This is a genomic window from Paenibacillus typhae (assembly GCF_900099765.1).
GTDB lineage: Bacteria > Bacillota > Bacilli > Paenibacillales > Paenibacillaceae > Paenibacillus_AQ > Paenibacillus_AQ typhae.
Map to the genome: position 1 here is coordinate 23931 of NZ_FNDX01000005.1, position 23690 is coordinate 47620.

Here is a 23690-nt window from a genome sequence, read left to right on the forward strand (position 1 = left end):
GCTTTTATTGCTCGTGATCGGAGAGAAGAAGGAAGTTTAGTTAGATGAGGGACACACAGAAATGTAACCGCATTCCTGCTTATGCTATAATAGCAACTAACAGAGATAGAAAGAGCTGTGCCAAAATTAGAACGGGAGTGTTGCGGGAATGAGGAAGTATAATATTTGGCGGCCGATCATGCTGATTCTGGTTGTCCTGGTGACAAGATCGCTGGTAACTACAATTTGTCTGCTGTTCGGCATGTCAGAGGAGTCAGCCGGCAGTATTGCGATGATCGGGATGATTATTGCTGCGCTGATTATGTATAACCGGATGATGAAAACGACCAGGCGAAAATAAACCTCTGTGCAAGGCGGATAAGCGAACTTATTAAGGATCATCGGCAAGTAAACCTCTCCTTACAAAAGACTGGCGGCAGAATGGCCGGCTTCCGGGTTGCCAAAGAGAGGTTTATTTTTTTTGCATTTTGTCTGGTGGCTGGGCACGGAAAGGGCAGAGAAGGGCTTTAATAAGTAAAAAAAGGGTGCCCCAAGCAGCCGTCTTAAGACTGGCTTGAGGGCGTCCTTTCTGCTGTGCAGCGGGTCATGCGGATTACTGATACCTGGAGTAGAGCAGACAGACGAGCTCCCGGCTGCTGCTGTCCTCTTTTTGCAGAAAAATGGCTGAAAATCCAATCAAACCTTTGATAATTGTAAGGGTATTCTTTATAGTAAGGGGAGAACCTGCAAAGGATAGAGATCTTACAACCGGGAGGAACTAAATTGAGCACTGATAAAATCGGAATTCCGTTGGAAGGCTTTGCTGAATTCAGCAGAATCGTAGCTGCAGAAGGCGCGGTGCTGCTGCGCAATGAAGGAAATGTGCTGCCGCTGCGTGAAAACGAAACCGCTTCAGTTTTTGGCAGAACCCAAGTGAACTACTACCGCAGCGGTACAGGATCGGGCGGAAGCGTGAATGTGGCTTATACAACGAACCTGCTGGACGGGCTGCGCAGCAAGGAGAATATTAAGGTCAATGAAGAGCTGGCCGCCGTCTATGAGAATTGGATTCAGGAGCATCCGTTCGACAACGGCGGGGGAGGCTGGGCTGCTGAACCATGGCACCAGAAGGAAATGCCGCTGACGGATGAACTGGTGAAGCAGGCCAGAAGCGTGTCCGATAAGGCGATCATCGTTATCGGCCGCACTGCCGGCGAAGATCAGGATAACGCGGATGCAGAGGGAAGCTACCAGCTGACCGGGGATGAGAAGACGATGCTGAAGCAGGTGACGGCCTATTTCGAACAGACCATCGTCGTGCTGAACGTATCGAATATTATTGATATGAGCTGGCTGAATGATGAGAGCCATGCCAATCCGATCTCTTCAGTGATCTACTCGTGGCAGGGCGGAATGGAAGGCGGCAATGCGATTGCCGATGTGCTGGCCGGAGACGTTACGCCAAGCGGCAAGCTGACGGACACCATTGCGTATTCGATCAATGATTATCCGTCGACGGTCAATTACGGCAACGAATTCAAGAACCTGTACCAGGAAGATATTTATGTGGGCTACCGGTATTTTGAGACGTTTTGTCCGGATAAGATCCAGTTTGAATTCGGCTACGGGCTCTCCTATACCACGTTCAGTGTAGAACCGAAAGAAGCCAAGCTGTTCACCAAGGATGAGAAAACCTATGCATGGATCGACGTAACCGTAACCAATACTGGCAGTACTTATGCCGGAAAAGAAGTCGTACAGGCCTACTACGAAGCCCCGCAGGGCAAGCTGGGTAAACCGGCAAAGGTTCTGGCGGCCTTCGGTAAGACCGGGGTGCTGTATCCGGGTGAATCCGAGACGATTGCTCTTAGCTTCGAGCTGCGGACTATGGCATCCTATGATGATGCCGGAGTGACAGGATATCCTTCGGCCTATGTGCTGGAAGCCGGAACCTACCGGCTGTACGCAGGGACAAGTGTAAAGCAGGCTGTGCCTGTCGGCTTTGAAGGCAAAGAGGGATATGTGCAGGAGGAACTCGAGGTAGTGAAGCAGCTGCAGGAGGCGCTGGCGCCTTCGGAGAGCTTCACCAGAATGATGCCGGGCGCCCGCCGGGCGGACGGCTCTTATGAGCTTACCTATGTGGAAGCGCCCAAGCAGAAGATTTCGCTGGCCGAGCGCATTGAGCGAAACCTGCCGCAGAGTCTGGAACAGACCGGCGACCAGGGCTATAAGCTGCGCGATGTGCAGGAGGGCAAAGTCAGCCTGGCAACGTTCATCGCCCAGCTGAGTGATGAGGACCTGGCCGCACTGGTCAGAGGCGAAGGGATGAGCAGCCCGCTGGTTACGCCGGGAACGGCTTCCGCCTTCGGCGGGGTAACTGATTCGCTGTACAGCTATGGCATCCCTGTGGCCTGTACATCTGACGGCCCGTCCGGTATCCGTATGGACAGCGGGCAGAAGGCGACCCAGGTCTCGATAGGAACGCTGCTGGCGGCAACCTGGAATCCGGAGCTGGTGGAGGAGCTGTATGTGATGGAGGGGCAGGAGCTGCTGCGCAATAACATTGACACGCTGCTCGGACCGGGACTCAACATCCGCCGCAGCCCGCTGAACGGGCGCAACTTTGAATACTTCTCCGAAGATCCGCTGGTCTCCGGCGTATTCGCCGCTGCCTGCACCCGCGGAATCCACAAAGGCGGATCAAGTGCAACGCTGAAGCACTTCGCCTGCAACAATCAGGAGAAATACCGCAGTAAGGTGGATGCTGTTGTATCGGAACGCGCCCTGCGCGAGATTTACCTGAAGGGCTTTGAGATTGCGGTTAAAGAGGGCGGAGCGAATTCAATCATGACCTCTTATAATCCGGTTAACGGACACTGGGCGGCATCCAACTATGACCTGAATACAACCATTCTCCGCGGCGAATGGGGCTTCAAGGGTATCGTGATGACCGACTGGTGGGCAGTAATGAATGACTGTGCCGAGGGCGGCCCGGCTGACCGGAAGTACACGAACTGGATGGTCCGCGCCCAGAATGACCTGTACATGGTTGTCAGCAACTATGGTGCGGAAACCAACGCTTACGGAGATAACACCATTGAGGCGCTGGCGAACGGTACGCTGACCCGCGGAGAGCTGCAGCGCAGCGCGGTTAACATTCTGGAATTCATCCTTCAGGCGCCGGTCTCCTCCAGAGAGCAAGTGATCGAAGAGACGGTTGAGTCCTTTACCGCTGCGCCGGCCCTGGCGGCAGAACAGGCACAGACGCTGTCCGCCCAGGGACAGGTTACACTGACTGCAGAAGGCACGGCCGTCCTGAAGGTGGAACAGGCCGGAGTATACCGGCTGTTTGCCCGCGTCATGTCCCCGGATACCGAGCTGGCGCAGAGCGCATGCAACCTGAACCTGAACGGCCGGACGGTGACAACCGTTCAGACGAACGGTACTGGAGGCCGCTGGATTCAGCTGAAGCTGGTTAAGGCACAGCTGGAAGCCGGCCTGTATGAGCTGACCCTGGAGCATGTGAAGCCTGGGATGCAGGTGGAAGCTATCGAATTTAAACTGGTGTAGGATAAGGCCTAAGCGCCGTTTCCAGCCCTGAAGCAAAAGGCACTCCGGCCCCGGCCGAGTGCCTTTTGCTTTTTTTGGTTAAATAACAGGTAAGCAACTATTCGGCTCCCGGTTCCGTCTTAGAGATACAGCCGCTTAGGATTTGACAACCTTACTACTACTTCAAGGGAGATGAGTGCGATATGAAAAAAGCGATACTACTAACAACAATAATGTGCAGTCTGGCCTTGGCCGGCTGCGGGAATAACGCACAGCAGAATACCAATTCGGCCGGATCAGACCCGGCCGCACAGGAGACGGCTGCGCCTTCAGCAACGGCTCCGGCTACTGCAGCACCGGAAGAAACGGCAGCCGCGGCAACTGCAACAACGGCCCCGGCGGCAACAGCGGCTGCTGAGCAGACGCCGGCGGCTTCCGCCGTCAAGCAGAAGTATCTGGATAAGCTGGATGCTGTGGAAGCCGGACTCAGCGATCTGCAGGAGCAATATGATTCCGGGGTAACGGCCTCCATGACCGAGGCTGCAACCAAGGAATATGAGCGCTGGGATAAGGCTCTGAACGAAGTTTACACTGCGCTCAAGAGCCTGCTCTCCGAGAGCGAAATGGCTGAGCTCAAGGAGGAGCAGCTGGAGTGGGTCACCTACCGGGATAAAACAGCCGAGGAAGCGGCGGCTAAATATGAAGGCGGCACGATGCAGCCGCTGGAATATGTGGCTGTGCTGGCAAGCACTACAAAAGAAAGAAGCTATGAGCTTGTAAATATGTACATGAAGTAAGATTGCCGGATACATTAAGGCCGGGCAGTGGTTTTCCTGATCCCAGGAGACCGCTGTCCGGCCTTTTTACCGGTTTACAAGCCATAGCTGCTATTCTTTATTCATAAGTCCCTTCAGCCCGGTCATAAACGGCCGGATCTGCTTAATCATGCCATAGCCCATCTTCATGACCGGCATCGCCCGGCGGATCAGGCCAAAGAAGCGCAGCCCGCCGCCCATCAGCCCGCCCAGTCCGCCGAGTCCGGCCCCGGCGCCGCCCGCTCCGCCCAGGCCGCCAAGCAGCGGCCCCAGGAGCGGCATAAAAGCGGACACCTCCGCCTGATTGGCGCGGGCCGTGGAGGCTTTTCCCGCTTTTTTGCGGGCGCGCGGTTGGACGGAGAGGACCACCGCCTCTTTTTCACAGCCGGTTATCCATCCCACATACGTCCGTCCGTCATGAAGCGTAACGCAGACCTTGCGGCCCTTCAGCTGCTTGGCCTGCCTGCGGACTTTTGCTGAATTTCCCATCAAGGATCACCTCGCCTTCCTGTTTACTTTATAGTACACAGGGCTGCGGATACGGCTTGTGCTGATGTATATACGCCTGCAAGCTTTTTTACAGGGGGATGGCAATGCGGCATATGACCGTAAGTGGCAAATAACAGTGGAGAAATGGGAATGCGGCTGCTCTACCGGACGAAACCGGGAGCCGCTGTTTGCCTGGGCGGGGTCTGGTTCACGCCGGATTATTACAGCTTTATTATGGTATGGTCTATGAAATCCTGGCGGTATCGTCGATATTAATAATGAGAGCTATTACGTTGAGTGTCAGGTTTTATGGATATGCGAAGACACGCAGACCTGTTTGGTTAGCCGTGTTATTATAAATACTGGCCCTTTCACTTTCTGACATTATAACGTGGCTGTTTAGAATACGACTTCCGGGGAGACTATCATGAAGCTGCGTACCAAGATTACATTGTTCATTATAACCATTGCCCTGCTCACCTTGGCCTCTACCTACCTGACTTCACAGGAGATTTTTCTGGACCAGTTCACCGAGCTGGACCGGGAAGCGCTGGAAGGACGCATGTCGGATATCATCCAGTCCTACGATTTGGAGCTTCAGGGTATGCACGAGACGATGCTTAATTACTCCGTTTGGGACGAGACCTATGACTATGTCTCCTCCCAAACGTTCGAGGATCCGCAGAACCCTTACATCCTCAGTAACTATGACGAGGAGACCTTTAAGAGCAACCGGTTTGATCTCATGGCATTGACCAACGGAAGAGGAAATCTGGTCTATAGCGGCTTGTATGATTCCAGCAAGGAGACTGTAACACCAGTAACGCCGGAAATTGTCGATCTTTTCGGGGATATCCGGGAGCAGCTGGACATTTTTACCGAACCAGAGAATTCCTACACCGGACTTGCCATCCTGAATAACGGGCCTATGCTAATGACTTTCCAGCCGGTTATTCACAACGACATGACAGGTCCCGTCGCCGGGATGGTGGTGGCCGGCAGGATGCTGGATGATACGGAAATCGGCCGGATCGGGGTGCTAAGCCCGTCCGGTATAACCGTGGAGAAAGTCTCTGACGGCCTGCTGAAGGAGAGCAGGGGGCAGGAAATATGGGTGAGCCAATTGCCGGGAGACCGGCTGTCAGGTCATGCCATAATCGACGATCTGTTCGGCAATCCTGGGATCGTAATTTCGATGGAGCAGCCCCGCCGTATTTATCAAATCGGCAAAAATGCGATGACCAATTTCACGCTGTTCTTCATTATCTCTACCTTTGGTATATGCATGCTCAGCCTGCTGTTCGTTAAGCATACCATCCTGTCCCGGATGACAGCGCTGGTCCGCAGTATCCGGATCATCGGCAAAAGCCGGGATCTGTCGATCCGCCTTGACATCAAGGGAGGGGATGAACTGAGTGAGGTAGAGGGGGAATTCAACCGGATGATTTCCTCGCTCGAAACTGCGCAGGTAGAGCTGCACCGGCAGGCTATGGTCGACCCGTTGACCCAGCTGCCGAACCGCGCCCTTTTTTTTCAGACACTGAACCGGACCATCTCCAAAGCCGACCGGCAGGACCTGCAGATTGTGCTGCTGTTCATCGACCTCGACTATTTCAAGACGGTCAACGATACCTGGGGGCATGACTTCGGGGATGCGGTCCTCAAGCAGATCGCGGATCGTCTCACCGGCGCCGTCGGGCCGGATGATCTTGTGTCCCGGCTTGGCGGGGATGAATTCATTATTCTTCTCTCCCGTTTTTCCGGTGCGGAGGATATTCAGGCCCGGATTTCCGCAATTCAGCGGGTGCTGGCTGAACCGCACACACTGAACGGCCAGTTATTTCACAGTACGGCAAGCATCGGGGTCAGCATCTATCCGCAGAATGGAAAGGACGCTGAACTTCTTGTCAAGGCTGCCGATCTGGCGATGTTTCAGGTCAAGGAGAATGGACGGAACAACATCTGCCATTATTCGGAGAAGCTTGAAGAGGCTTTCAGCCGCAAAAAGGTGATTGGCAGACAACTGCTCTCCGCTGTCGATAATGGCGAGCTTGAGCTGCATTACCAGCCGATTCTCTCGGCATCGACGCTTGATGTCGTCAAGGTTGAAGCACTGCTGCGCTGGACAAGTCCAACGTTCGGGCCGGTGTCCCCTGCGGAGTTCATTCCGCTGGCAGAAGCCGGCGGCTCTATTTTTGGTATCGGTAACTGGGTGCTCCGCAAGGTCTGTGCGGACCTCCGCAGCTTCCGGGATGAAGGCCTCCGGCTAAAGGCAGCTGTCAATATCTCGGGGATGCAGCTTATGCAGCCCGGTCTGCCGGAGCAGCTGGCGGAGGCACTTGCAGACCACGGACTTACGGCAGATAGTCTGGAGCTGGAAATCACGGAGACGGTCCTGATGTCGGACGAGGACATCATCTCCTCTCTTATAAACCTCCGCAGCATGGGGTTTTGCATCTCGCTCGACGACTTTGGCACCGGCTTCTCGTCGCTGAGCTATCTGCGGACCTTCCCGGTAGATCTTATCAAGATTGACCGGTCTTTCGTTTCCGGCATTCAGCCGGGGGCTTCCGATGATACACTCGTCCGGGCAATCATTGAACTCAGCCACAACCTTGGCCTGCGGGTCGTTTCCGAAGGGGTGGAGCTGAAAGAGCAGTTTGACCTGCTGTGTGCCCTTGGAAGCGACCAGCTTCAGGGTTACTTCATCAGCAGACCGCTGCCAGCTTCGGCTTTGAAGGCGTTTATTTCAGGCTATGCCTCCGCTGCCTCCGCAAGGGAATCCTCCGCAAACATACGGTAGGGTACTGCAAATGAGATCAAACCGGCAATTTCCTTTTTTGCTATGATCCATAGTGAAAGGAGAGAGGCTTCAATGTACGAATGGAATGAGATGGTCCAGCGGATGATTGACTGGATTGACGGTGATCTTACGGACGCGCCAACCCTGCTGCGGATGTCAGAGCAGCTTGGCTACTCGCCGTACTACTGCACCAGGCAGTTTCATGCCCTGACCGGATTGACTGTGCGGGACTATATCCGGCTGCGGCGGATCAGCCGTGCCGCCCTGGAGCTCCGCGATACGGATGACCGTATTCTGGATATAGCCGTAAAGTACGGATTTTCATCACAGGAGGCGTTCTCGCGGGCGTTTGTGAAGGCCTTTAAGCTGACGCCGGGAGCGTACCGTACAGTCCGCAGCCCCATTCCGCTGGCCATTCGTGCCGAGGTATTCTCCCCTTATCACTACTTGATGAAGGAGCGGGAAAAAATGCGGGAGGTTCATCTGCAGGCAGCGGAGATTAAGCTTGAGTTCATACCGGACCATAAATTTATCGGCATCTGGGACCGGGATTCGGTCAACTACGGCGGATTCTGGAACAACGGGCATAACTGTGACGAGGTGTCGGGAACGCTGGAGAGCATGTCCCATCATACGCTGGAGGGGCAGCTGGGCCAGACGGCCGGGTGGTTCTACGTGAACGGGCGCAAAGGCTACCTGTACGGAATCCCGGTGCCTGCTGATTATTCCGGGGAAATTCCGGAGGGGATGGAGTGCCGGGACATCCCGGCTTCGGAGTACCTGGTCTTTTTCCACCCGCCGTTTGATTACCTGCAGGATAACGGGGCAGTGATGCGCACAGTCGAGGAAGTAGCCTGGAACTATGACCCTATACAAATGGGTTATGTCTGGGACGAGGAAGAGAAGCAGGATTATCAGCGCCATTTTCCTGAAGGCTACGGCTACGCCGTGTTGCGGCCGGTGAAGAAGGCCGGTTCGGAGTAAGAGCGGATGTATGGAATGAAGAATGAAGCCGCCTGTCTGGGCGGCTTTTTGCTGTTGGCGGTTGGACTCCGAAAACGGGCTGAAAGCGGGCAAACGGGTGGAATTAAACGGAAAAATCCCTCTGTTTCTGCTGAAAGTGGGCAGACGGGTGAAATCAAAGGGAAAAATCCCTTTGATTCCGCTCAAAGCGGGCGGACAGGTGCAAATCAAAGGGAAGAATCCCTCTGGTTCTGCTGAAAACGGGCGGACGGTCGAGCTCAAAGTGAAAAATTTCTCTGATTCCGCTGGAAGCGGGCGGACGGACGGTCCAAGACCGTTAGACCCAATACCCCTCCATTAACCATTAGCAGCAGCCTACTGTAACTGAGCTTGTTCCAGTATCGCTGCTGCCAGCTCATCACCGCGCTGGTCAAGTCCGGCGACTGTATCCAGCAGTTCTGCCTGCCGTCTGCGGCTCTCCCGGTTCCAGAGCTGCTTAGGTGAGGCATGCGCTTCAAGGACGGCCGGTAAAGGCATGCTGCTATAGTAAGAGCTTAGCAGGATATCCATCTGTTCATAGTTAGCGGCCATCTCGCACATAAGCGCATATACTGACGGATTCTGCACCAGCCCCAGTGAGGCCTTCAGATAGACGGCTGCACTTCTCCGGGCATCAGCCAGCGCCATCATGCAGAAGTGATTGACGCTATAACGGCGTTTAAATGTCCCGGCATCGGCAGCTGTATACCAGTCTTCATCCAGCAGACCTTCCTGCCAGGAAGCGAGCGCTTTATATCCCGCATGATAACCCCGTCCCCCGTTTGCCTGCATAGCGTCCAGCTTGATCCGGAGTGAAGCGTATAAGCTGTCCAGTGCCGGCGGAATATCACCGTGCCGTTCCAGATAGAGCAGCTTATAAGGCCAGTGGTCTACGTACAGATAGCCCTTGCTGCTCTTCATGGCCGCCTGAAACTCAGGATCATCCTTCAGCTCCGTAAAGGTCTCTTCATCGAAATAGCTGCGGCACAGCAGCGTGTTTCCGTTATCCAGATAACCTGTTATGACTCCCCACTCAGGAGCTACCCTCAGATTCAGGGCGACCGGCAGGCGCTGATGATGGAGGCTCTCCATGACGGTGAGCTTTTCCTGTTTACGTTCCTCGGATGTCAGCCGGTTCGCCCAGCCTGCTTTGAGGCCGTAAGCCTGGATGACTGGCGTGGTAAAGTCATAGGCGGCGAGGGCGTCAGCTGCGCTATAATCCCATACCGGGGCAAAAGCGGCTCTCCAGCAAGCCCCGGAAACGCCCATTACTGTTTCATAGCTGGTCTCGATTCCCATGGCAGACAAGGAGGTGTAGAGTGCGCCCGCCCATGAGCAGTCCATTCCTCTGCCGAAGCCGAGACGGTTTACCTTTTCGATGATACAATGCCGGCGGCCTGATTCCGCTGCAAACAGCCGGGCCCGGTCGGGGGTGTAATGAATTCGTTCCCCCTCGGCGCAGCTTACTGCATGAATCCCGTCCGCATTCAGATAGACGAGCAGCAGATATTCACTGCCCTCATGCCCCATTGTGCTTGGAAAAAGCTCCTGATCGACCGTAAATTGCGTCCATTCAAAATAAGCGTAGTGGTTCATTTTTTGCAGCACATCCCGCCCGGACAGTTCATTGCCGTATGCGGCGTGAACAAAGGTAAGCTTGCTTTGGCCCAAAGGGTAATCTTGTGAATGTACATCAATCTGCACAAGCTGTCCCTTGAGCACAAATGTTAAGTAAATCCCGGAGGGGGTTCCGTATTTGACAAGGAGCAGCTTAGCCCGGTCGCTGTGCAGCAATCCCTGGAAAAACCGGTCACCGAGACTTAATGTGAGGGTATTTCCGGTTACGAGCTGGTTTACCCAATGCGTGACATCCTGCTGTTCATTACCGTCGGTATAGACGGCGGAGAGCACCGCAAGCTCCTGCGGCAGAAGAAGGCTGTCGATGGAATGCCCCAGAACGGCGGAGAGGAGCGGAAGGGTAGAGGTTTCAGGCAGGGATCTGCCGGTCTCCCATTTGGATACGGCCTGAGCGCTGACATGCAGCTGTTCAGCCAGCTGCTCCTGAGATAGCTGTTTTTCTCTCCGCAGTATGGCGATCCGTCTGCCGACCTGTTCACTATTGATCATTATTTTTTTCTCCCGGATTCAAATTCGACGTCGTAATTCCATTATAATTCCATCCGGTATAATGAACAGCGATTCGAGCAGGGGGAGCGGTACAGAAAAACAACCGCCGGTTGACCGCTACGAGGGCTTCAGCTCGCCGTGAAGCTGATTCAGGATAGAGGCATGCCAGTCGTATAGCTCACCCGGGGAGATAGAGAAGAATTTGTGTTTATTCACAGTAATCCGGTCTCCGGCAACCGAGGCGAAACGGATAAAAGGCTCTGCCGACAGCAGGGACAGGCCCGCTCTGGCCGTCCAGGCTTCTACAGGAAGGGTTTCATGTGACAGCAGGAGCTTCAGCAGGTCATAGAAGGTCTTGTGCATCACATGAAGCGGGTACTCCGGACATTCCAGACGGATGAGATAAGTATCGATTTCGTGCCAGTAATGGTCTATAGCCGCCTGCCGGTTCTTCAGGCTTGCCGGAGAAAAGTCACCGGTGTCCATAATCCGCATCAGGCCTGTTTCCCAGCCTGCCGGTGTCCACTGAAGTGTACGGCTCAGATGAAACAGCCATTTCGGATGCGGCACATACTCACCGTTGGCGGTGAATAAGGCTTCGATTAACTGGGCAGCTGCTGTATTCAGCATAGCATGCCCCTGCACGGTGTCCCCCCGGTGCAGCCAGATATCGCCCGCCAGCCGGTAATGCCACCAGCAGCTGAACATCACGCCTTCGGCCTGCAGCCGCCCCGGGCGTTCGGCCAGCTTCGTGCGGATCAGTCCGGCGATATGGCCATCAGGATCGTACAGTATCCGGGCATAAGACAGATCCCACAGGGCTGTACTGTCCCAAGTTTTACCCAGCTCTTCTTCCAGGCTTACCGCCTTGATGTCATAGAGGTAGCCGCCAATTCTGGTTATGCCGAGCGGCAGCGGGGAACACCCGCCGGTCCACAGTGCATACTGCCTTGCCTCCAGATAAAAAACCAGATCAATCTCCGATAACGCATCGGCATATCCACGGGAGCATCCGCCGTTCAGGGTTATTCCGCAGACTCCTTCCAGGGCAGTAAAACCGGGCAGCTGTTCATCCAGCTCCTTCAGCATGCCGGGCAGCAGATTAAGGCTGGTTACTGTTACATACGGTCTATTCATATTTATCACCTCATCCCCAATATATAGAAGAACGCAGGAAGAAGCATTGGCGTTTTTTTATGAAATTTAAAAAATAGCTTGCATGATTCAGAAATCCATGGTATATTCATTCTTGTGCCGCGATAAACGATTTGCGGTCGTGGCGGAATTGGCAGACGCGCACGGTTCAGGTCCGTGTGGTAGCAATACCGTGGAGGTTCGAGTCCTCTCGACCGCATAACAGCAAAGAAGCTTCCGAATTGCCCTTGGGCAGTCCGGAAGCTTTTTTCATTATATCGGGTTGGATGCGTGGTTAGCTGGGCGGTGGGGTGCTTGTGAGTTTCAGAGTACAGTGCTGTAGCGTAGAGCGCAGATTTACATGCTGCCTGTTCTGGAGTATGCTGATTGCCAAGTGTCGGGTCAATTGCAGGAAGGCTGTCTGCTAGGCGTTTGGTACCGGGTATCGGTGGCGCTCGGTGTCTTTAACCCGTTAACGGACACCAGAGCCCTTATTTTGCCGAGAAAGCACAGTATGCCCGGCTAACGGACTACAGCGCCTTTATTTATGCTCGAACGGCAATATCCGGGGCTAATATCGGCAGATAAGGTTACTGGAGTCCGTTAGCATGTCCAAAAAGCGACTTTGGCTAAATTAACGTCATCTGAGTCCGTTAGCACAGAAAGGGCGGGAGTGCGGGGCGGGGCGGGCAGCCGCACTCTCCCATCAGTAGGACAACAAGGCCGACCCGGCTCCCGGTGCCGCTTGCTGCTGCTTGCGGAAGGCGGACGGCGACATACCGGCCAGCTTGTTGAAAATCCGGTTGAACTGCGAGAAGCTGGTGAATCCGCACTGCTCGGCAATGCCGGATATTTTAAGGCGGGTGTGAACCAGCAGATGCTGGGCTTTGCGGACCCGGGTGTTTTGGATGTACTCGGTGAGAGTGGAGCCGGTAACTCTTTTGAACTGATGCGATAGATAATAAGGGCTGGTGTAGAACTCCGTTGCAATAGAATCCAGCGACAGCTCGCTGCTGTAATTGCTGTTAATGTAGGCGGTGATGGAGTATATTTTTTGCGCGGCGCTACTACCGGCTTCCTCAAGCACGTAGCTGTTCTTATCCTGCTGCTGGCATAAGGCGCACAGAAACTGCTGAAACAGAGTATGAACCAGCACCGGACCCAGCGGAGAATCACTGTGTGACAGGGTGAAAATAGCGTTAAGCGGATCGAATACGGTACTGCGCGGCTCACCCGTCAGCCGGTAGATCGGCACCTCTTCAGAGAAGGGAAGCAGCATATTTTTGTAAGCGTTCTCCAAACCGGGTATGGCGGCAGGTATGGCAAAGTTGATAATCAGCCGCTTATGCGGAGGGCCTTCCGGATACTGGGTCATATGCAGCAGATAAGGACGGAGCAGGACGATGTCGTACTTGCGCAGGGCGTGGATTTTACCGTCGATGACGTGGATGGCCCGGGAATCCATCAGAATATGAATCTCATAGAAATCATGCTCATGCTGGAACTCCATATTTATATTGTGCGACCGTTCGTCATAGTCAAAATAATAAAAAAGCGGATCGCCGGGCGTGTTAATGTTAACGCTATATCCCTGCTCATACAATAAGCCGTTCTCAAGCATATCCTCTCGCCGCCTCACTCCGTTATTTTCTCCATTATAGGTTTGGAAAAGCAAAATATGCAATAAATACTCCCCATTCCCGCAAATAAAGCATAGTTTTTGAGCTGGAGGATTTGTTATATTGGCGATATGAAAACGGATACAAGGAGTGAGAGGATGTTTTTAACGGAAGAAAAGCTGATCCGGCGGCAGGCCGAGGTCGGCAAATACAGATATGTCAGAGTGAGTGAGCTTGCCGAGCTGGAGTTCGCGGAGGATGAGGACGGCAAAAATGGGGTTTATCCGGGTGAGGTCTCCTTTAACGGGACAATCCGGCTGAATGAGCAGTGGAGCGGGCGGGACCGCTATGTCTGGCTGCGTGCAGTGGCAGTGCTGCCTGAGAAGAAGGAAGGCTTCAAGATCGCAGGCCTGTTTGATTTTGGCAAGTCGGGGAGCTTCAATAACTCCGGGTTTGAATCGCTGCTGTTTGTAAACGGTTCACCGTATCAGGGGGTGGATAACAACCATCGTGAGGTTATTTTTGGCGATGAGCTTGGCGGCAGGGCGGTCGAGCTCGTTTTCCGGCTGTGGTCCGGCCTTGAGGGCGGGGGAGCGCCAAGGGTGCAGGAGCACAAGATCAGCGAGGCGATGATCGGATATCTGGATGAGCGGATTGATGATCTGTTCTATATGTCCCAGGCGGCGCTGGATACCTTCCGCTATCTGGGCCGGGATCAGCCGGAGAAGCAGTGGCTGAAGCAGGCGCTGGACGCTGCGTTCCGCGAGATTGACTGGTCCGAGCCGGGCTCTGAAGAGCACGTCAGCTCCATGTACCGGGCAGGCGCCAGCCTGAACGGGGCGGTGGAGGCGATGCCGCAGACCTTTGATGTCACGCTTACGGCACTGGGACATACCCATATTGATGTGGCCTGGCTCTGGCAGCTGAAGCATACCCGGGAAAAAGCGGCCCGTTCCTTCTCAACCGTCCTGCGGCTGATGCAGGAATATCCGGAATACCAGTTCATGCAGTCGCAGCCGCAGCTGTATGCCTATCTGGAGCAGGATTACCCCGAGCTGTTCGGGCAGATCAAGGAGCGGATAAAGGAAGGGCGCTGGGAGCCGGAAGGGGCCATGTGGCTGGAATCGGACTGCAATATTCCGTCCGGCGAGTCGCTGGTCCGCCAGATTCTCGCAGGTAAGCGTTATTTCCGCGAACAGTTTGGCATCGAGAGCAAATATCTGTGGCTGCCTGATGTGTTCGGCTACAGCTGGGCGCTGCCGCAGATTCTGCGCAAGTCAGGTATTGATACTTTTATGACGACTAAGATCAGCTGGAACCAGTTCAACCGGATGCCGCATGATACGTTCTGGTGGCGCGGGATGGACGGCTCTGAAATATTGACTCATTTTATTACCACCTCCGAAAAAGACGGCGATGCCTACACCTATAACGGCCGAATGACCGCAGGTCTGCTGCGCGGCATCTGGAATTCGTATCAGGATAAGGAGATTAACGACCACCTGATGTTTGCCTACGGCTGGGGCGACGGGGGCGGCGGGCCTACACGGGACATGCTGGAGCTGCGGCGGCGGTTCGACAAGCTTCCGGGGATGCCTAAGATTAAACCGGGCAGTGCGGGGGATTACTTCAAAGGGCTGCATGAGCGGATTGAAAAAACGGACGGATTCGTGCATACCTGGAACGGCGAGCTGTACTTCGAGTGCCACCGGGGAACCTACACTTCACAGGCCGCCAACAAAAAATATAACCGCCGCCTTGAGCTCCTGCTGCGCGATGCGGAATGGCTGTATACGCTTACCGGTGTAAGCCGCGGCAATCTGGCAGCGTCTTATCCTGCTGAGGAGCTGCGCGGCATCTGGGAAATTCTGCTGCGCAACCAGTTCCATGATATTATCCCGGGCTCCTCCATCAAGGAGGTCTATCAGGATAGTGATCTGGAGTATGCCGAAGGGGAAGCCCGGTCGCTTGCTCTGATCAACGGTGCAGGGGAACCCGCTGGCGGAGATGAAAAGGACTCAGAAGGGCAACGGTTCCTTACTGTGCTTGGAAGCTCGAATTGGGAGGGCCAGCGTTATCTGGAGCTGCCGGGCGATATTTCGGATGCCGCTGTTATTCAGTTTTCTGACGGCCGGCAGCCGGAACAGCAGCGCACTGCGGACGGCGGCTGGCTGGTGCATATCCCTTCCATGCCGGCTCTGGGTACAGAGGTTCTGAAAGCGGTATCTCAACAGACTGACAGCTCACCGGAGGGAGAACAGCTGCTTGCTGATGCTGCTGAAGGCCGGCTTACCACTCCGCTGATTGAAGCGGTCTGGAACAAGCAGGGACACTTCACCTCGCTGCGCGACCGCCGCAGCGGCCGGGAGATCTTGGCGCCGGGCCGGCGCGGCAATGTGCTTCAGGTATTTGAGGATAAGCCGCTGGATTTCGAGGCCTGGGATATTGATATTTTTTATCAGGAAAAAATGACCGAAATCTCGCAGCTTACAGAATGCAGACTCGCCGAGAACGGTCCGCTGCGGGCGGTGCTGCGCATGGGCTGGACGTATAACCGTACAACTATTACCCAGGACATTATCTTCTACCGGGATACAGCTCGGATTGATTTCCGTACAGAAATGGACTGGCACGGGCATAACCAGCTGCTGAAGGTGGCCTTCCCTGTGGATGTTCATGCCACTGAGGCAACCTATGACATCCAGTTCGGCAATGTCAGACGGCCGACCCACTGGAATACAAGCTGGGATTATGCCCGGTTCGAAACCGTGGGCCACCAGTGGGCGGATGTCAGCGAGCAGGGGTACGGCGTGGCGCTGCTCAACGACTGCAAATACGGCTACGACATCAAGGACAGCGTGTTGCGGCTGACGCTGCTGAAATCGGCTGTTCATCCGAATCCGGAGCAGGATCAGGGGCATCATGCCTTTACGTATGCGCTGTATCCGCATGAGGGTGATTTTGTCCTGGGCGGAGTGGTCCGGGAAGCCTGGGAGCTGAACAATCCACTGCGTGCCGTGGCTGGCCGGCTGCCACTTGAACCGCTTTTCTCCATTGACGGGGGATATGTGCTGCTCGATGCGGTAAAACGTTCCGAGGACGGCGCTGATGTGGTCCTGCGTCTGCATGAGTATGCCGGTGCACGAAGCAAGGTGCGGATTGAAAGCGGATACGCTATTACAGCCTGGCAGGAATGCAATCTGATGGAGGAGCCGGAAGGGGACTGGCAGGCAGGGGAGCTGGATTTTCAGATCAGACCTTATGAAATCAGAACGTTCAGAATCAGGATGGGCCTGGAGCAGACAGGAGAGGGGAAATCATGATGAACGTAAAAGTAACGCAGCTGGATCGGGCGGTCATCGTCAGCAAGCTGAACAAGGTATCCGATAAGCTGCTGAATCTGGACCGGCCGGATAACGAAGCAGAGCTGCAAACCTTAGGCGAGGATGCAGGGCGGCGGGGCTATTTTGCCCGTGATTTCGGTATGGAGGAGTGGGACTGGCCGCAGGGCGTCGGGCTGTATGGCCTGCAGAAGCTGGACCGGCATTTTGCCGACGGGCGTTATCCGGCTTACGCCAAGCCATGGATGACCCGTCAGATCGGTAAAGGGCTGCCGAGCCGGAACATCAATACGACCGCCCCGCTGCTGTCGCTGATGGAGCTGGATGAGGTGGAGGAGCTGAGCCTGGAGTGGGTGGAGTGGCTGATGAACAGGCTGCCCCGTACGGTGGAGCAGGGTTATCAGCATGTCACAACCGGAGCCGACAAGAGCGAGGTTACGCTCAATGAGAATGAAATTTGGATTGATACGCTGTTCATGGCCATTCTGTTTACGGCCAAAATGGGGGTAAAGTACGATAAGCCTGAGTGGCGGCAGACTTCGCTGCATCAGCTGCTGCTGCATATTAAGTATCTGTATGACAAAAAGACCGGGCTGTTCTATCACGGCTGGCATTTCACCGGCCGCCATAATTTCAGCGAAGCCTTTTGGTGCCGCGGCAACGGCTGGTTCAGCCTGGGACTGCCGGAATACCTGGAGCTGATGCGCCCGTATCTGGAGGACGGTGTATTCACTTACCTCCAGCAGGTGCTGCAGGCACAGGCGGAAGCGCTGCTGGACTGCCAGAGCGCGGACGGGCTGTGGCATACGCTGCTGGATGACCCGGACAGCTACACCGAGACCTCCGGCTCGGCAGCCATCGCCGCCGGCATTCTGCATGGCGTGCGCAGAGGGCTGCTGCCTGAGGAGCATACGCAGCCGGCGCTGAAGGCGATTGAGGCGGTGCTGGACCGGATCGACGCTGAAGGAACGGTGCTTGGTGTATCCGGCGGTACGCCGATCGGCAAAACCAGGGACGATTACAAGGGGATTATTATTGCTCCGATGGCTTACGGCCAGGCGATGACGCTGGTCGCGCTCGGGGAAGCTCTGCATTACTGCTAATGTGCGGCCGTGACGGCCGGCTTCCGTTATCGTCCACGGATTTTGCGTGGCGGTAGCAGGCGGTAAACACAGGATTAAAAGCAGACGTCAGCCGCCGGGGAAGCCCGGCGGCTACGGGTGTTTACTTAGCGGTCTTAAGATTGATTGTGGCCTATTCAGGAGTAAAGGCATGATCTAGACTCCTGCCCCAGCCTGGAAGGTAGCTGGGGCATTCTGCAGGTGGTCTTTGAGGTGTTTACGGAATAGTTGGTAGGGCAGTATCGCCGAAATAGCGGCGGGAAAAATGAAGTGCGAAATGAGAAGTGCAGAGCGTGGAGTATGAAATATGGAGTATTAAGTCGGAAGTTAGAAGCCAGGAATCAGAAGTCAGAGGCCAGAAGTGTGGGGTGTGGAGTATGAAGTATGAGGCTTGCAAGTAATCGCGTGTAATCGCAAGTCATTGCAGGTAATTGAAAATAGTCGTAAGCACTCGCAAGCACTCGCAACACTCCTTCCAGTACCTTATCAGCTCGACTTGGCTGGAATGATAAGATGCGTCGGCCGTTAACGGACCGAGGAGCCCTTATTTCGGCAAAAAGGACCCTATCCACAATCTAACGGACTCCAGAGGCGTTATTATCGGATTTTATTCCTGTTTGCGGTTGCCGTCAAAGGAATAAGGGCGCTGTAGTCCGTTAGCCAGGATAAAGGTGTCTTTTTTGATGAATAAGGGCGCTACGGTCCGTTAGCTGGGAGGAAGCTACTTTTGGCTGAATAACGGTCCTGCACTAGCCGGATGGGATGGTCCTTTGAGTGAAATCTGTTCGGTGTTCCTTTAGCGGGGCAGAATGCATTCCTTGAGTGAAATCAGCACCACGATCCGTTAGAGCAAATGAAAAGTCTGGATGAGAAACAAAATCAAAAAATACTTGTAGCTTGCTGCGGCTTGAAGTATACTGATCTCGGAAAGGTTAAGCGCTTACCTTGAGGGAGGATAAGCGAGCATGGTCAATCAAGTAACAGTAGGCATTATCGGCGCCGGAAGAATCGGGCGTCTGCATGCCGATAATCTGCGTGTGATGCCGTCTTATAAATTGAAATCGATTTCAGAGGCTTATATGACCGAGGAACTGGTTGCCTGGGCGGAGAGCCGGGGGCTCGGGGCTGTTTTTACGGATGGGGAAGCCATTCTGAATGATCCGGAGATCGACGCCGTGTTCATCTGTACACCGACAGACACTCATGCCTCGTGGATTGAGCGGGCGGCGCGGGCCGGAAAGCATATTTTCTGCGAGAAGCCGATCAGCATGTCCTCGGCCGAAACAAGCCGGGCCCTGCAGATTGCCAAAGAAGCCGGCGTGCTGCTCCAGGTGGGCTTCAACCGCCGCATGGACCCCAATTTCCGCAAGCTCAAGCAGCTGGTACAGGCTGGCGAACTGGGCAGACCGCATATTGTGAAGATCACCTCGCGTGATCCGCAGCCGCCCGGCGAAGCCTATGTTCTCTCCTCCGGCGGGATGTTTATGGATATGACCATTCACGATTTTGACATGGCCCGTTATCTGATGGATGAGGAAGTGGCCGAGGTCTATACCCGGGGCGCCAATCTGATTGATCCGATGTTCGGACGCTGTAGCGATGTAGATACAGCCGTCATTACGCTGACCTTCACCAGCGGTGCCATCTGTGTGATTGATAACAGCCGGCAGGCCGTCTACGGCTATGACCAGAGGGTTGAGGTATTCGGCTCACAGGGAGCGGCAGTGGCCGACAACTGCCGGCAGACCACAGTTGAGGTGTCTACAGCCACGGCGGTTACCCGTGACCAGCCGCTGCACTTTTTCCTGGAGCGCTACAACCAGGCGTTCACCGATGAGGTTGCTGCATTCGCCCAATCCATTATTCAGCAGCAGCCGGCTGTGTGCAGCGGTTATGACGGACAGCAGGCGCAGCTTATTGCCGAGGCTGCCCTGGAATCGCACCGGACCGGGCTTCCGGTCAAGCTGTCTGCTTTTGCCGAGAAGGAATGCCCGGAAATAGAAGCCCTGTAAGCGGGGGCCTACCTTGAACACGGAGGGAGCTGTAAGAATGTCTGATTATTTGATCAGGGCCGGCGCGCCCGGCAAGGACGGGCTTGTGACAGCAGTCAGTACGGAGAGTGCCGGCTGGAAATACGTCGGATTTGAAGTTTATCAGCTGCATGCCGGTGATACGCTGAGCCGCAGAACGGAAGACAATGAGGTCTGCCTCGTACTGCTCTCGGGCAAGGCGGATGTGAAGGCGGGCGACCAGCTGTATGCCGGTATAGGAGAACGCATGTCGGTCTTTGAAAATCTGCCGCCGTATGCGGTCTATGTTCCGGCGGGCGGGCAGTATGAGATTACAGCCTTGACGGAACTGGAGCTCGCAGTCTGCCTTGCTCCGGGTACCGGCAAGTATCCGCCCCGGCTGATTGCGCCGTCTGATACAGGAGCCGAAGCCCGCGGTTACGGCAGCATGTCTCGCCGCGTAGTCAATATCCTGCCGGAGAGCAGTGAGGCTGAGAGCCTGCTGGTGGTGGAGGTGCGCACGGACGGCGGCAACTGGTCCAGCTATCCGCCGCATAAGCACGACCAGGATAACCTTCCGGCAGAGTCTTACCTGGAGGAGACGTATTACCACCGGGTAAACCCGGCACACGGCTTCGTGGTGCAGCGGGTTTACAACGATGACCGCAGTCTCGATGAGACGATGGCCGTGCCGGACCGCAGCGTCGTGCTTGTTCCGGAGGGCTACCATCCGGTATCGGCCCCGCCGGGCTATGATTCCTATTATCTCAATGTGATGGCAGGCCCGGTCCGTACCTGGGTATTCCATAACGATCCCGATCACGAATGGCTGTTCAGACCGGCCGGGTCTAATTCAGCAGGCCAGGAGGAATAGGCCCGCAGTATAAAGTCATTTTCGAGGGGCTTCCGCAAGGCGGAGGCTCCTTTTTTGCATCTGACGATGCTGGCAAGGCGCAGCGTTGCTGCGTGGCATCGAAGCGGACGGCGGGCCGGGGCCGCAGCGGCAGCGGGTGAAATGACAATACCAGCGAATAGACACTTCCGGACGAGTTCCCTATAATCGAGGTATAAGACGGCAAGAACGTAAAGGCGGTTTTAACAATGAAACCTACAATTTATGATGTGGCGCGGGAAGCCGGAGTCTCCATCGCTACGGTGTCCAAGGTGCTCAATAATAACGGCAGGATCAGCGACAAGACGCGGGAAAAGGTAGGCCGGGTCATGGAGGAGCTCAATTATCAGCCAAGCCTGGTGGCCTCTGCGCTGACGAGCCGCCGGACGGGGACGATCGGGCTGATGATCCCGGATATTGCCAATCCTTTTTTTGCGGAGACGGCACGGGGAATCGAGGATTATGCCCAGCAGCAGGGCAGTGACCTGATTGTCTGCAGTACCGACCGTGATGATGAAAAAGCGGCCAGATACACCTCGCTGCTGCTGCGTAAAAGAGTGGACGGCCTGATCATCGCCTCCCACACGGGAAAGACGGATATGATCCGCCGCCTGCTTGCCGACCAGGTGCCGCTGGTGCTTTTCTCGGCGGAAATCCGCAGTCTGGAGAGCAGCAGTGTTACTGTGGATGATTATAAGGGCGGGTATCAGGCGACAGAGTACCTGCTGTCCCTGGGCCACCGGAAGCTGGGTATCATCTCCGACAATCTGCCGGGGAGCAAGCTGCGGGCCGAAGGCTTTCTGGATGCGCTGAGGGATGCGGGTGTCCCATTCGACAATCCGGCCAACATTACGCATACGTCAGCTACTCTGGAAAACGGCCGCCGGGCAGCGGCGGCAATGCTCGGCCAGCCAGAGGAGCTGCGGCCGACGGCCATATTCGCCTGCAACGACCTGCTGGCCATCGGTGTCCTGAAGGAAGCGCGCAGCGCAGGCCTGTCCATTCCCCGCGACTTATCTGTTGTGGGCTTTGATAATACGGTGCTGGCGGAAATTTGCCACCCTACACTGACCAGCATCGCCCAGCCGCTGCGTGAGATGACCGAGCAGGCGATGATTCTGCTGAATGAATCTATCGACAATCCGGACAGTCCCAGACGCAAAATCATGCTGATGCCGGAGCTGGTCATCCGCCATTCAACCGGACCGGTGCCGGGAATAAAGCCGGAGGAACGGCTTTTATAAGCCCGGTATGTGGGGGCGGTTGCCGGATCACTCTTCCAAAGCCCGGTGCCAGTGGCTTGCTCCAGAAATCTGCGCTAGAGATTTGTGCTAGAGGCCTGCCTAGGGATTGCTGCAGCCAGCTATGTTTTCGAGACCAAATGCTCCAATACTAAGTGTTCCAATACCAAATGCCCCCAGACTAAATATCTCAGGACCCGGTTCTCCCCCATGATGGTGGTGAACGGGCCTTTTTTTATGCGAAAAGGTTATTGAACCATGCCTCCTGCATGAGCTAACAATAAAATTGATATCGCTTTCAAATTTGGGATTGCCAAACCGGATATTCTGGCCTATACTATGTATAAAATTAGGTTAAGCGCTTACCCTTTCCCTCCCTGACAGACCGGTATTTTAAGAGCACCAAAGGTTTTAATGAACCCTTACGATACTGTCCCGCTCACCCTGCTCCCATTGTATCCAGACTATTATCATTCATATTTTCTGAAGCTTTTTCAAGGAGGCGTCACTATGAACGATCTGCAGTTTGATCCCGCCCGTCCGCTCGATTTAGTCGCCGTCGGCCGGCTCTGTATTGACCTTAATGCCAATGAAACCGGAAGACCTATGGAGGAGACCATGACGTTCACCAAGTATGTCGGCGGCTCTCCGGCCAATATCATCATCGGAACGGCGCGGCTGGGCATGCGCACCGGCTTCATTGGCAAACTGGCCGATGATCAGATGGGCCGGTTTATCCGGAGCTACCTGCAAAAGGACGGCATTGACGACAGCCAGGTGTGCGTTGATCATACCGGCGCTGTGACGGGTCTTGCTTTTACAGAAATAAAAAGTCCGCAGGAATGCAGCATTCTGATGTACCGCGATAACGTGGCCGACCTGCTGCTGAGTACCGACGAAATTTCGGAGGATTACATCCGCCAGTCCAAAGCGCTGCTGATCTCCGGCACCGCACTGGCACAGAGCCCTTCCCGCGAAGCGGTGTTTCTGGCACTCGAATTTGCCCGCAGACATAATGTGACTGTCTTTTTTGACCTCGATTACCGCCCTTATACCTGGAAATCCGCCGCTGAAACGGCTGTCTACTATAACCTGGCGGCAGAGAAATGCGACTGCATCATCGGCACCCGCGAGGAATTCAACATGATGGAGAATCTGTACAATGTGACGGATGCCGATGACGAAGCGACGGCAGCCCGCTGGTTCTCGCAGCAGGCGAAGCTGGTTGTCATCAAGCACGGCGGAAGCGGCTCGATTGCCTATACGGCAGATGGCCTGAATCACCGGAGCGGGATTTTCCCGGCCAAGGTGCTGAAGACCTTCGGCGCAGGCGACTCCTACGCCTCGGCCTTCATCCACAGCCTGATGCAGGGCGACAGTGTCAGTGAGGCTATGCGGCGCGGCAGCGCATCGGCTTCGATAGTAATCTCGCGGCACAGCTGCTCGGATGCGATGCCGACCCTGGAAGAGCTGGAAGCCTTCCTGCAGTCCAATGAAGAAGTGGTCTCCGGCGCTTAATCCGATTAGGAAGCGGATATGCAGCGGTTTTATACAGCGAGTGATTGATTA

At 55.0% G+C, this 23690-nt stretch carries 16 protein-coding genes and 1 tRNA gene; 13 read left to right on the forward strand and 4 right to left on the reverse strand.

Translation table 11 applies throughout. From position 1 onward, the window contains the following. The first annotated feature begins 148 nt into the window (after positions 1-148). From BLR64_RS06020 to BLR64_RS06030, 3 genes are all read left to right on the forward strand, one after another. The gene (locus tag BLR64_RS06020; protein WP_090713199.1) at positions 149-340 is read left to right on the forward strand and encodes a hypothetical protein; all 192 of its coding nucleotides are present in this window, start codon (positions 149-151) and stop codon (positions 338-340) included. A gap of 422 nt (positions 341-762) precedes the next feature. Then, positions 763-3549: a glycoside hydrolase family 3 C-terminal domain-containing protein gene (locus BLR64_RS06025; protein ID WP_090713201.1), complete on the forward strand. Its 2787-nt coding sequence runs from the start codon at positions 763-765 to the stop codon at positions 3547-3549. Between the two features lie 182 nt (positions 3550-3731). Beyond that, positions 3732-4325, forward strand: a complete 594-nt coding sequence (locus BLR64_RS06030; protein WP_090713204.1) for a lysozyme inhibitor LprI family protein — start codon at positions 3732-3734, stop codon at positions 4323-4325. 90 nt (positions 4326-4415) lie between these two features. Here the strand turns inward: BLR64_RS06030 and BLR64_RS06035 are convergent, their stop codons facing one another. Next, positions 4416-4832, reverse strand: coding sequence for a hypothetical protein (locus BLR64_RS06035; protein WP_090713206.1), 417 nt, complete (start codon positions 4830-4832; stop codon positions 4416-4418). A gap of 427 nt (positions 4833-5259) precedes the next feature. Here BLR64_RS06035 and BLR64_RS06040 point away from each other — a divergent pair, with 427 nt between their 5' ends. The 3 genes from BLR64_RS06040 to BLR64_RS06050 all read left to right on the forward strand — a co-directional run bounded on the left by BLR64_RS06040 (position 5260) and on the right by BLR64_RS06050 (position 8856). After that, on the forward strand, positions 5260-7635 hold the full coding sequence (locus BLR64_RS06040) for a bifunctional diguanylate cyclase/phosphodiesterase (RefSeq protein WP_090713208.1): 2376 nt from the start codon (positions 5260-5262) through the stop codon (positions 7633-7635). Positions 7636-7707: 72 nt separating this feature from the next. Next, the gene (locus BLR64_RS06045) at positions 7708-8619 is read left to right on the forward strand and encodes an AraC family transcriptional regulator (protein ID WP_090713211.1); all 912 of its coding nucleotides are present in this window, start codon (positions 7708-7710) and stop codon (positions 8617-8619) included. A 15-nt stretch (positions 8620-8634) separates the two neighbouring features. Further along, entirely contained in the window at positions 8635-8856 is a 222-nt protein-coding gene (locus tag BLR64_RS06050; RefSeq protein WP_139171913.1) for a hypothetical protein, read from the forward strand. A 117-nt stretch (positions 8857-8973) separates the two neighbouring features. On the opposite strand, the gene BLR64_RS06055 is transcribed toward BLR64_RS06050, so the two are convergent. Next, positions 8974-10764 (reverse strand): helix-turn-helix domain-containing protein, encoded by a 1791-nt coding sequence (locus tag BLR64_RS06055; protein ID WP_090713215.1) that lies wholly within the window; start codon positions 10762-10764, stop codon positions 8974-8976. Between the two features lie 117 nt (positions 10765-10881). Beyond that, the gene (locus tag BLR64_RS06060; RefSeq protein WP_090713217.1) at positions 10882-11901 is read right to left on the reverse strand and encodes a DUF4037 domain-containing protein; all 1020 of its coding nucleotides are present in this window, start codon (positions 11899-11901) and stop codon (positions 10882-10884) included. 133 nt (positions 11902-12034) lie between these two features. Between BLR64_RS06060 and BLR64_RS06065 the strand changes: the two genes are divergently transcribed. After that, positions 12035-12118, forward strand: a tRNA-Leu gene (locus BLR64_RS06065). A gap of 486 nt (positions 12119-12604) precedes the next feature. Here the strand turns inward: BLR64_RS06065 and BLR64_RS06070 are convergent. Next, positions 12605-13519 (reverse strand): helix-turn-helix domain-containing protein, encoded by a 915-nt coding sequence (locus BLR64_RS06070; RefSeq protein WP_090713219.1) that lies wholly within the window; start codon positions 13517-13519, stop codon positions 12605-12607. A gap of 156 nt (positions 13520-13675) precedes the next feature. On the opposite strand from BLR64_RS06070, the gene BLR64_RS06075 reads away from it, so the two are divergent. From BLR64_RS06075 to iolC, 6 genes are all read left to right on the forward strand, one after another. Further along, positions 13676-16840 (forward strand): alpha-mannosidase, encoded by a 3165-nt coding sequence (locus BLR64_RS06075; protein ID WP_090713221.1) that lies wholly within the window; start codon positions 13676-13678, stop codon positions 16838-16840. Next, positions 16837-17961: a glycoside hydrolase family 88/105 protein gene (locus BLR64_RS06080; protein WP_090713223.1), complete on the forward strand. Its 1125-nt coding sequence runs from the start codon at positions 16837-16839 to the stop codon at positions 17959-17961. The genes BLR64_RS06075 and BLR64_RS06080 overlap by 4 nt, the downstream gene beginning before the upstream one ends. Before the next feature lie 983 nt (positions 17962-18944). Further along, complete coding sequence (iolG, locus tag BLR64_RS06085) at positions 18945-19991, forward strand: inositol 2-dehydrogenase (RefSeq protein WP_090713225.1); 1047 nt, start codon at positions 18945-18947, stop codon at positions 19989-19991. Positions 19992-20028: 37 nt separating this feature from the next. Next, positions 20029-20862: a 5-deoxy-glucuronate isomerase gene (iolB, locus tag BLR64_RS06090; protein WP_090713227.1), complete on the forward strand. Its 834-nt coding sequence runs from the start codon at positions 20029-20031 to the stop codon at positions 20860-20862. Between the two features lie 227 nt (positions 20863-21089). Continuing rightward, positions 21090-22124, forward strand: coding sequence for a LacI family DNA-binding transcriptional regulator (locus BLR64_RS06095; RefSeq protein WP_090713229.1), 1035 nt, complete (start codon positions 21090-21092; stop codon positions 22122-22124). 507 nt (positions 22125-22631) lie between these two features. Then, entirely contained in the window at positions 22632-23639 is a 1008-nt protein-coding gene (gene iolC / locus BLR64_RS06100; RefSeq protein ID WP_090713231.1) for a 5-dehydro-2-deoxygluconokinase, read from the forward strand. Positions 23640-23690 lie beyond the last annotated feature (51 nt).

Bases quoted from the DNA above. Each gene is read 5' to 3' on its own strand.
- BLR64_RS06020 (WP_090713199.1), top strand. From the start codon at position 149: ATGAGGAAGTATAATATTTGGCGGCCGATCATGCTGATTCTGGTTGTC.
- BLR64_RS06030 (WP_090713204.1), top strand. From the start codon at position 3,732: ATGAAAAAAGCGATACTACTAACAACAATAATGTGCAGTCTGGCCTTG.
- BLR64_RS06035 (WP_090713206.1), bottom strand. From the start codon at position 4,832: ATGGGAAATTCAGCAAAAGTCCGCAGGCAGGCCAAGCAGCTGAAGGGC.
- BLR64_RS06040 (WP_090713208.1), top strand. From the start codon at position 5,260: ATGAAGCTGCGTACCAAGATTACATTGTTCATTATAACCATTGCCCTG.
- BLR64_RS06045 (WP_090713211.1), top strand. From the start codon at position 7,708: ATGTACGAATGGAATGAGATGGTCCAGCGGATGATTGACTGGATTGAC.
- BLR64_RS06050 (WP_139171913.1), top strand. From the start codon at position 8,635: ATGAAGAATGAAGCCGCCTGTCTGGGCGGCTTTTTGCTGTTGGCGGTT.
- BLR64_RS06055 (WP_090713215.1), bottom strand. From the start codon at position 10,764: ATGATCAATAGTGAACAGGTCGGCAGACGGATCGCCATACTGCGGAGA.
- BLR64_RS06060 (WP_090713217.1), bottom strand. From the start codon at position 11,901: ATGAATAGACCGTATGTAACAGTAACCAGCCTTAATCTGCTGCCCGGC.
- BLR64_RS06070 (WP_090713219.1), bottom strand. From the start codon at position 13,519: ATGCTTGAGAACGGCTTATTGTATGAGCAGGGATATAGCGTTAACATT.
- BLR64_RS06075 (WP_090713221.1), top strand. From the start codon at position 13,676: ATGTTTTTAACGGAAGAAAAGCTGATCCGGCGGCAGGCCGAGGTCGGC.
- BLR64_RS06080 (WP_090713223.1), top strand. From the start codon at position 16,837: ATGATGAACGTAAAAGTAACGCAGCTGGATCGGGCGGTCATCGTCAGC.
- iolG (WP_090713225.1), top strand. From the start codon at position 18,945: ATGGTCAATCAAGTAACAGTAGGCATTATCGGCGCCGGAAGAATCGGG.
- iolB (WP_090713227.1), top strand. From the start codon at position 20,029: ATGTCTGATTATTTGATCAGGGCCGGCGCGCCCGGCAAGGACGGGCTT.
- BLR64_RS06095 (WP_090713229.1), top strand. From the start codon at position 21,090: ATGAAACCTACAATTTATGATGTGGCGCGGGAAGCCGGAGTCTCCATC.
- iolC (WP_090713231.1), top strand. From the start codon at position 22,632: ATGAACGATCTGCAGTTTGATCCCGCCCGTCCGCTCGATTTAGTCGCC.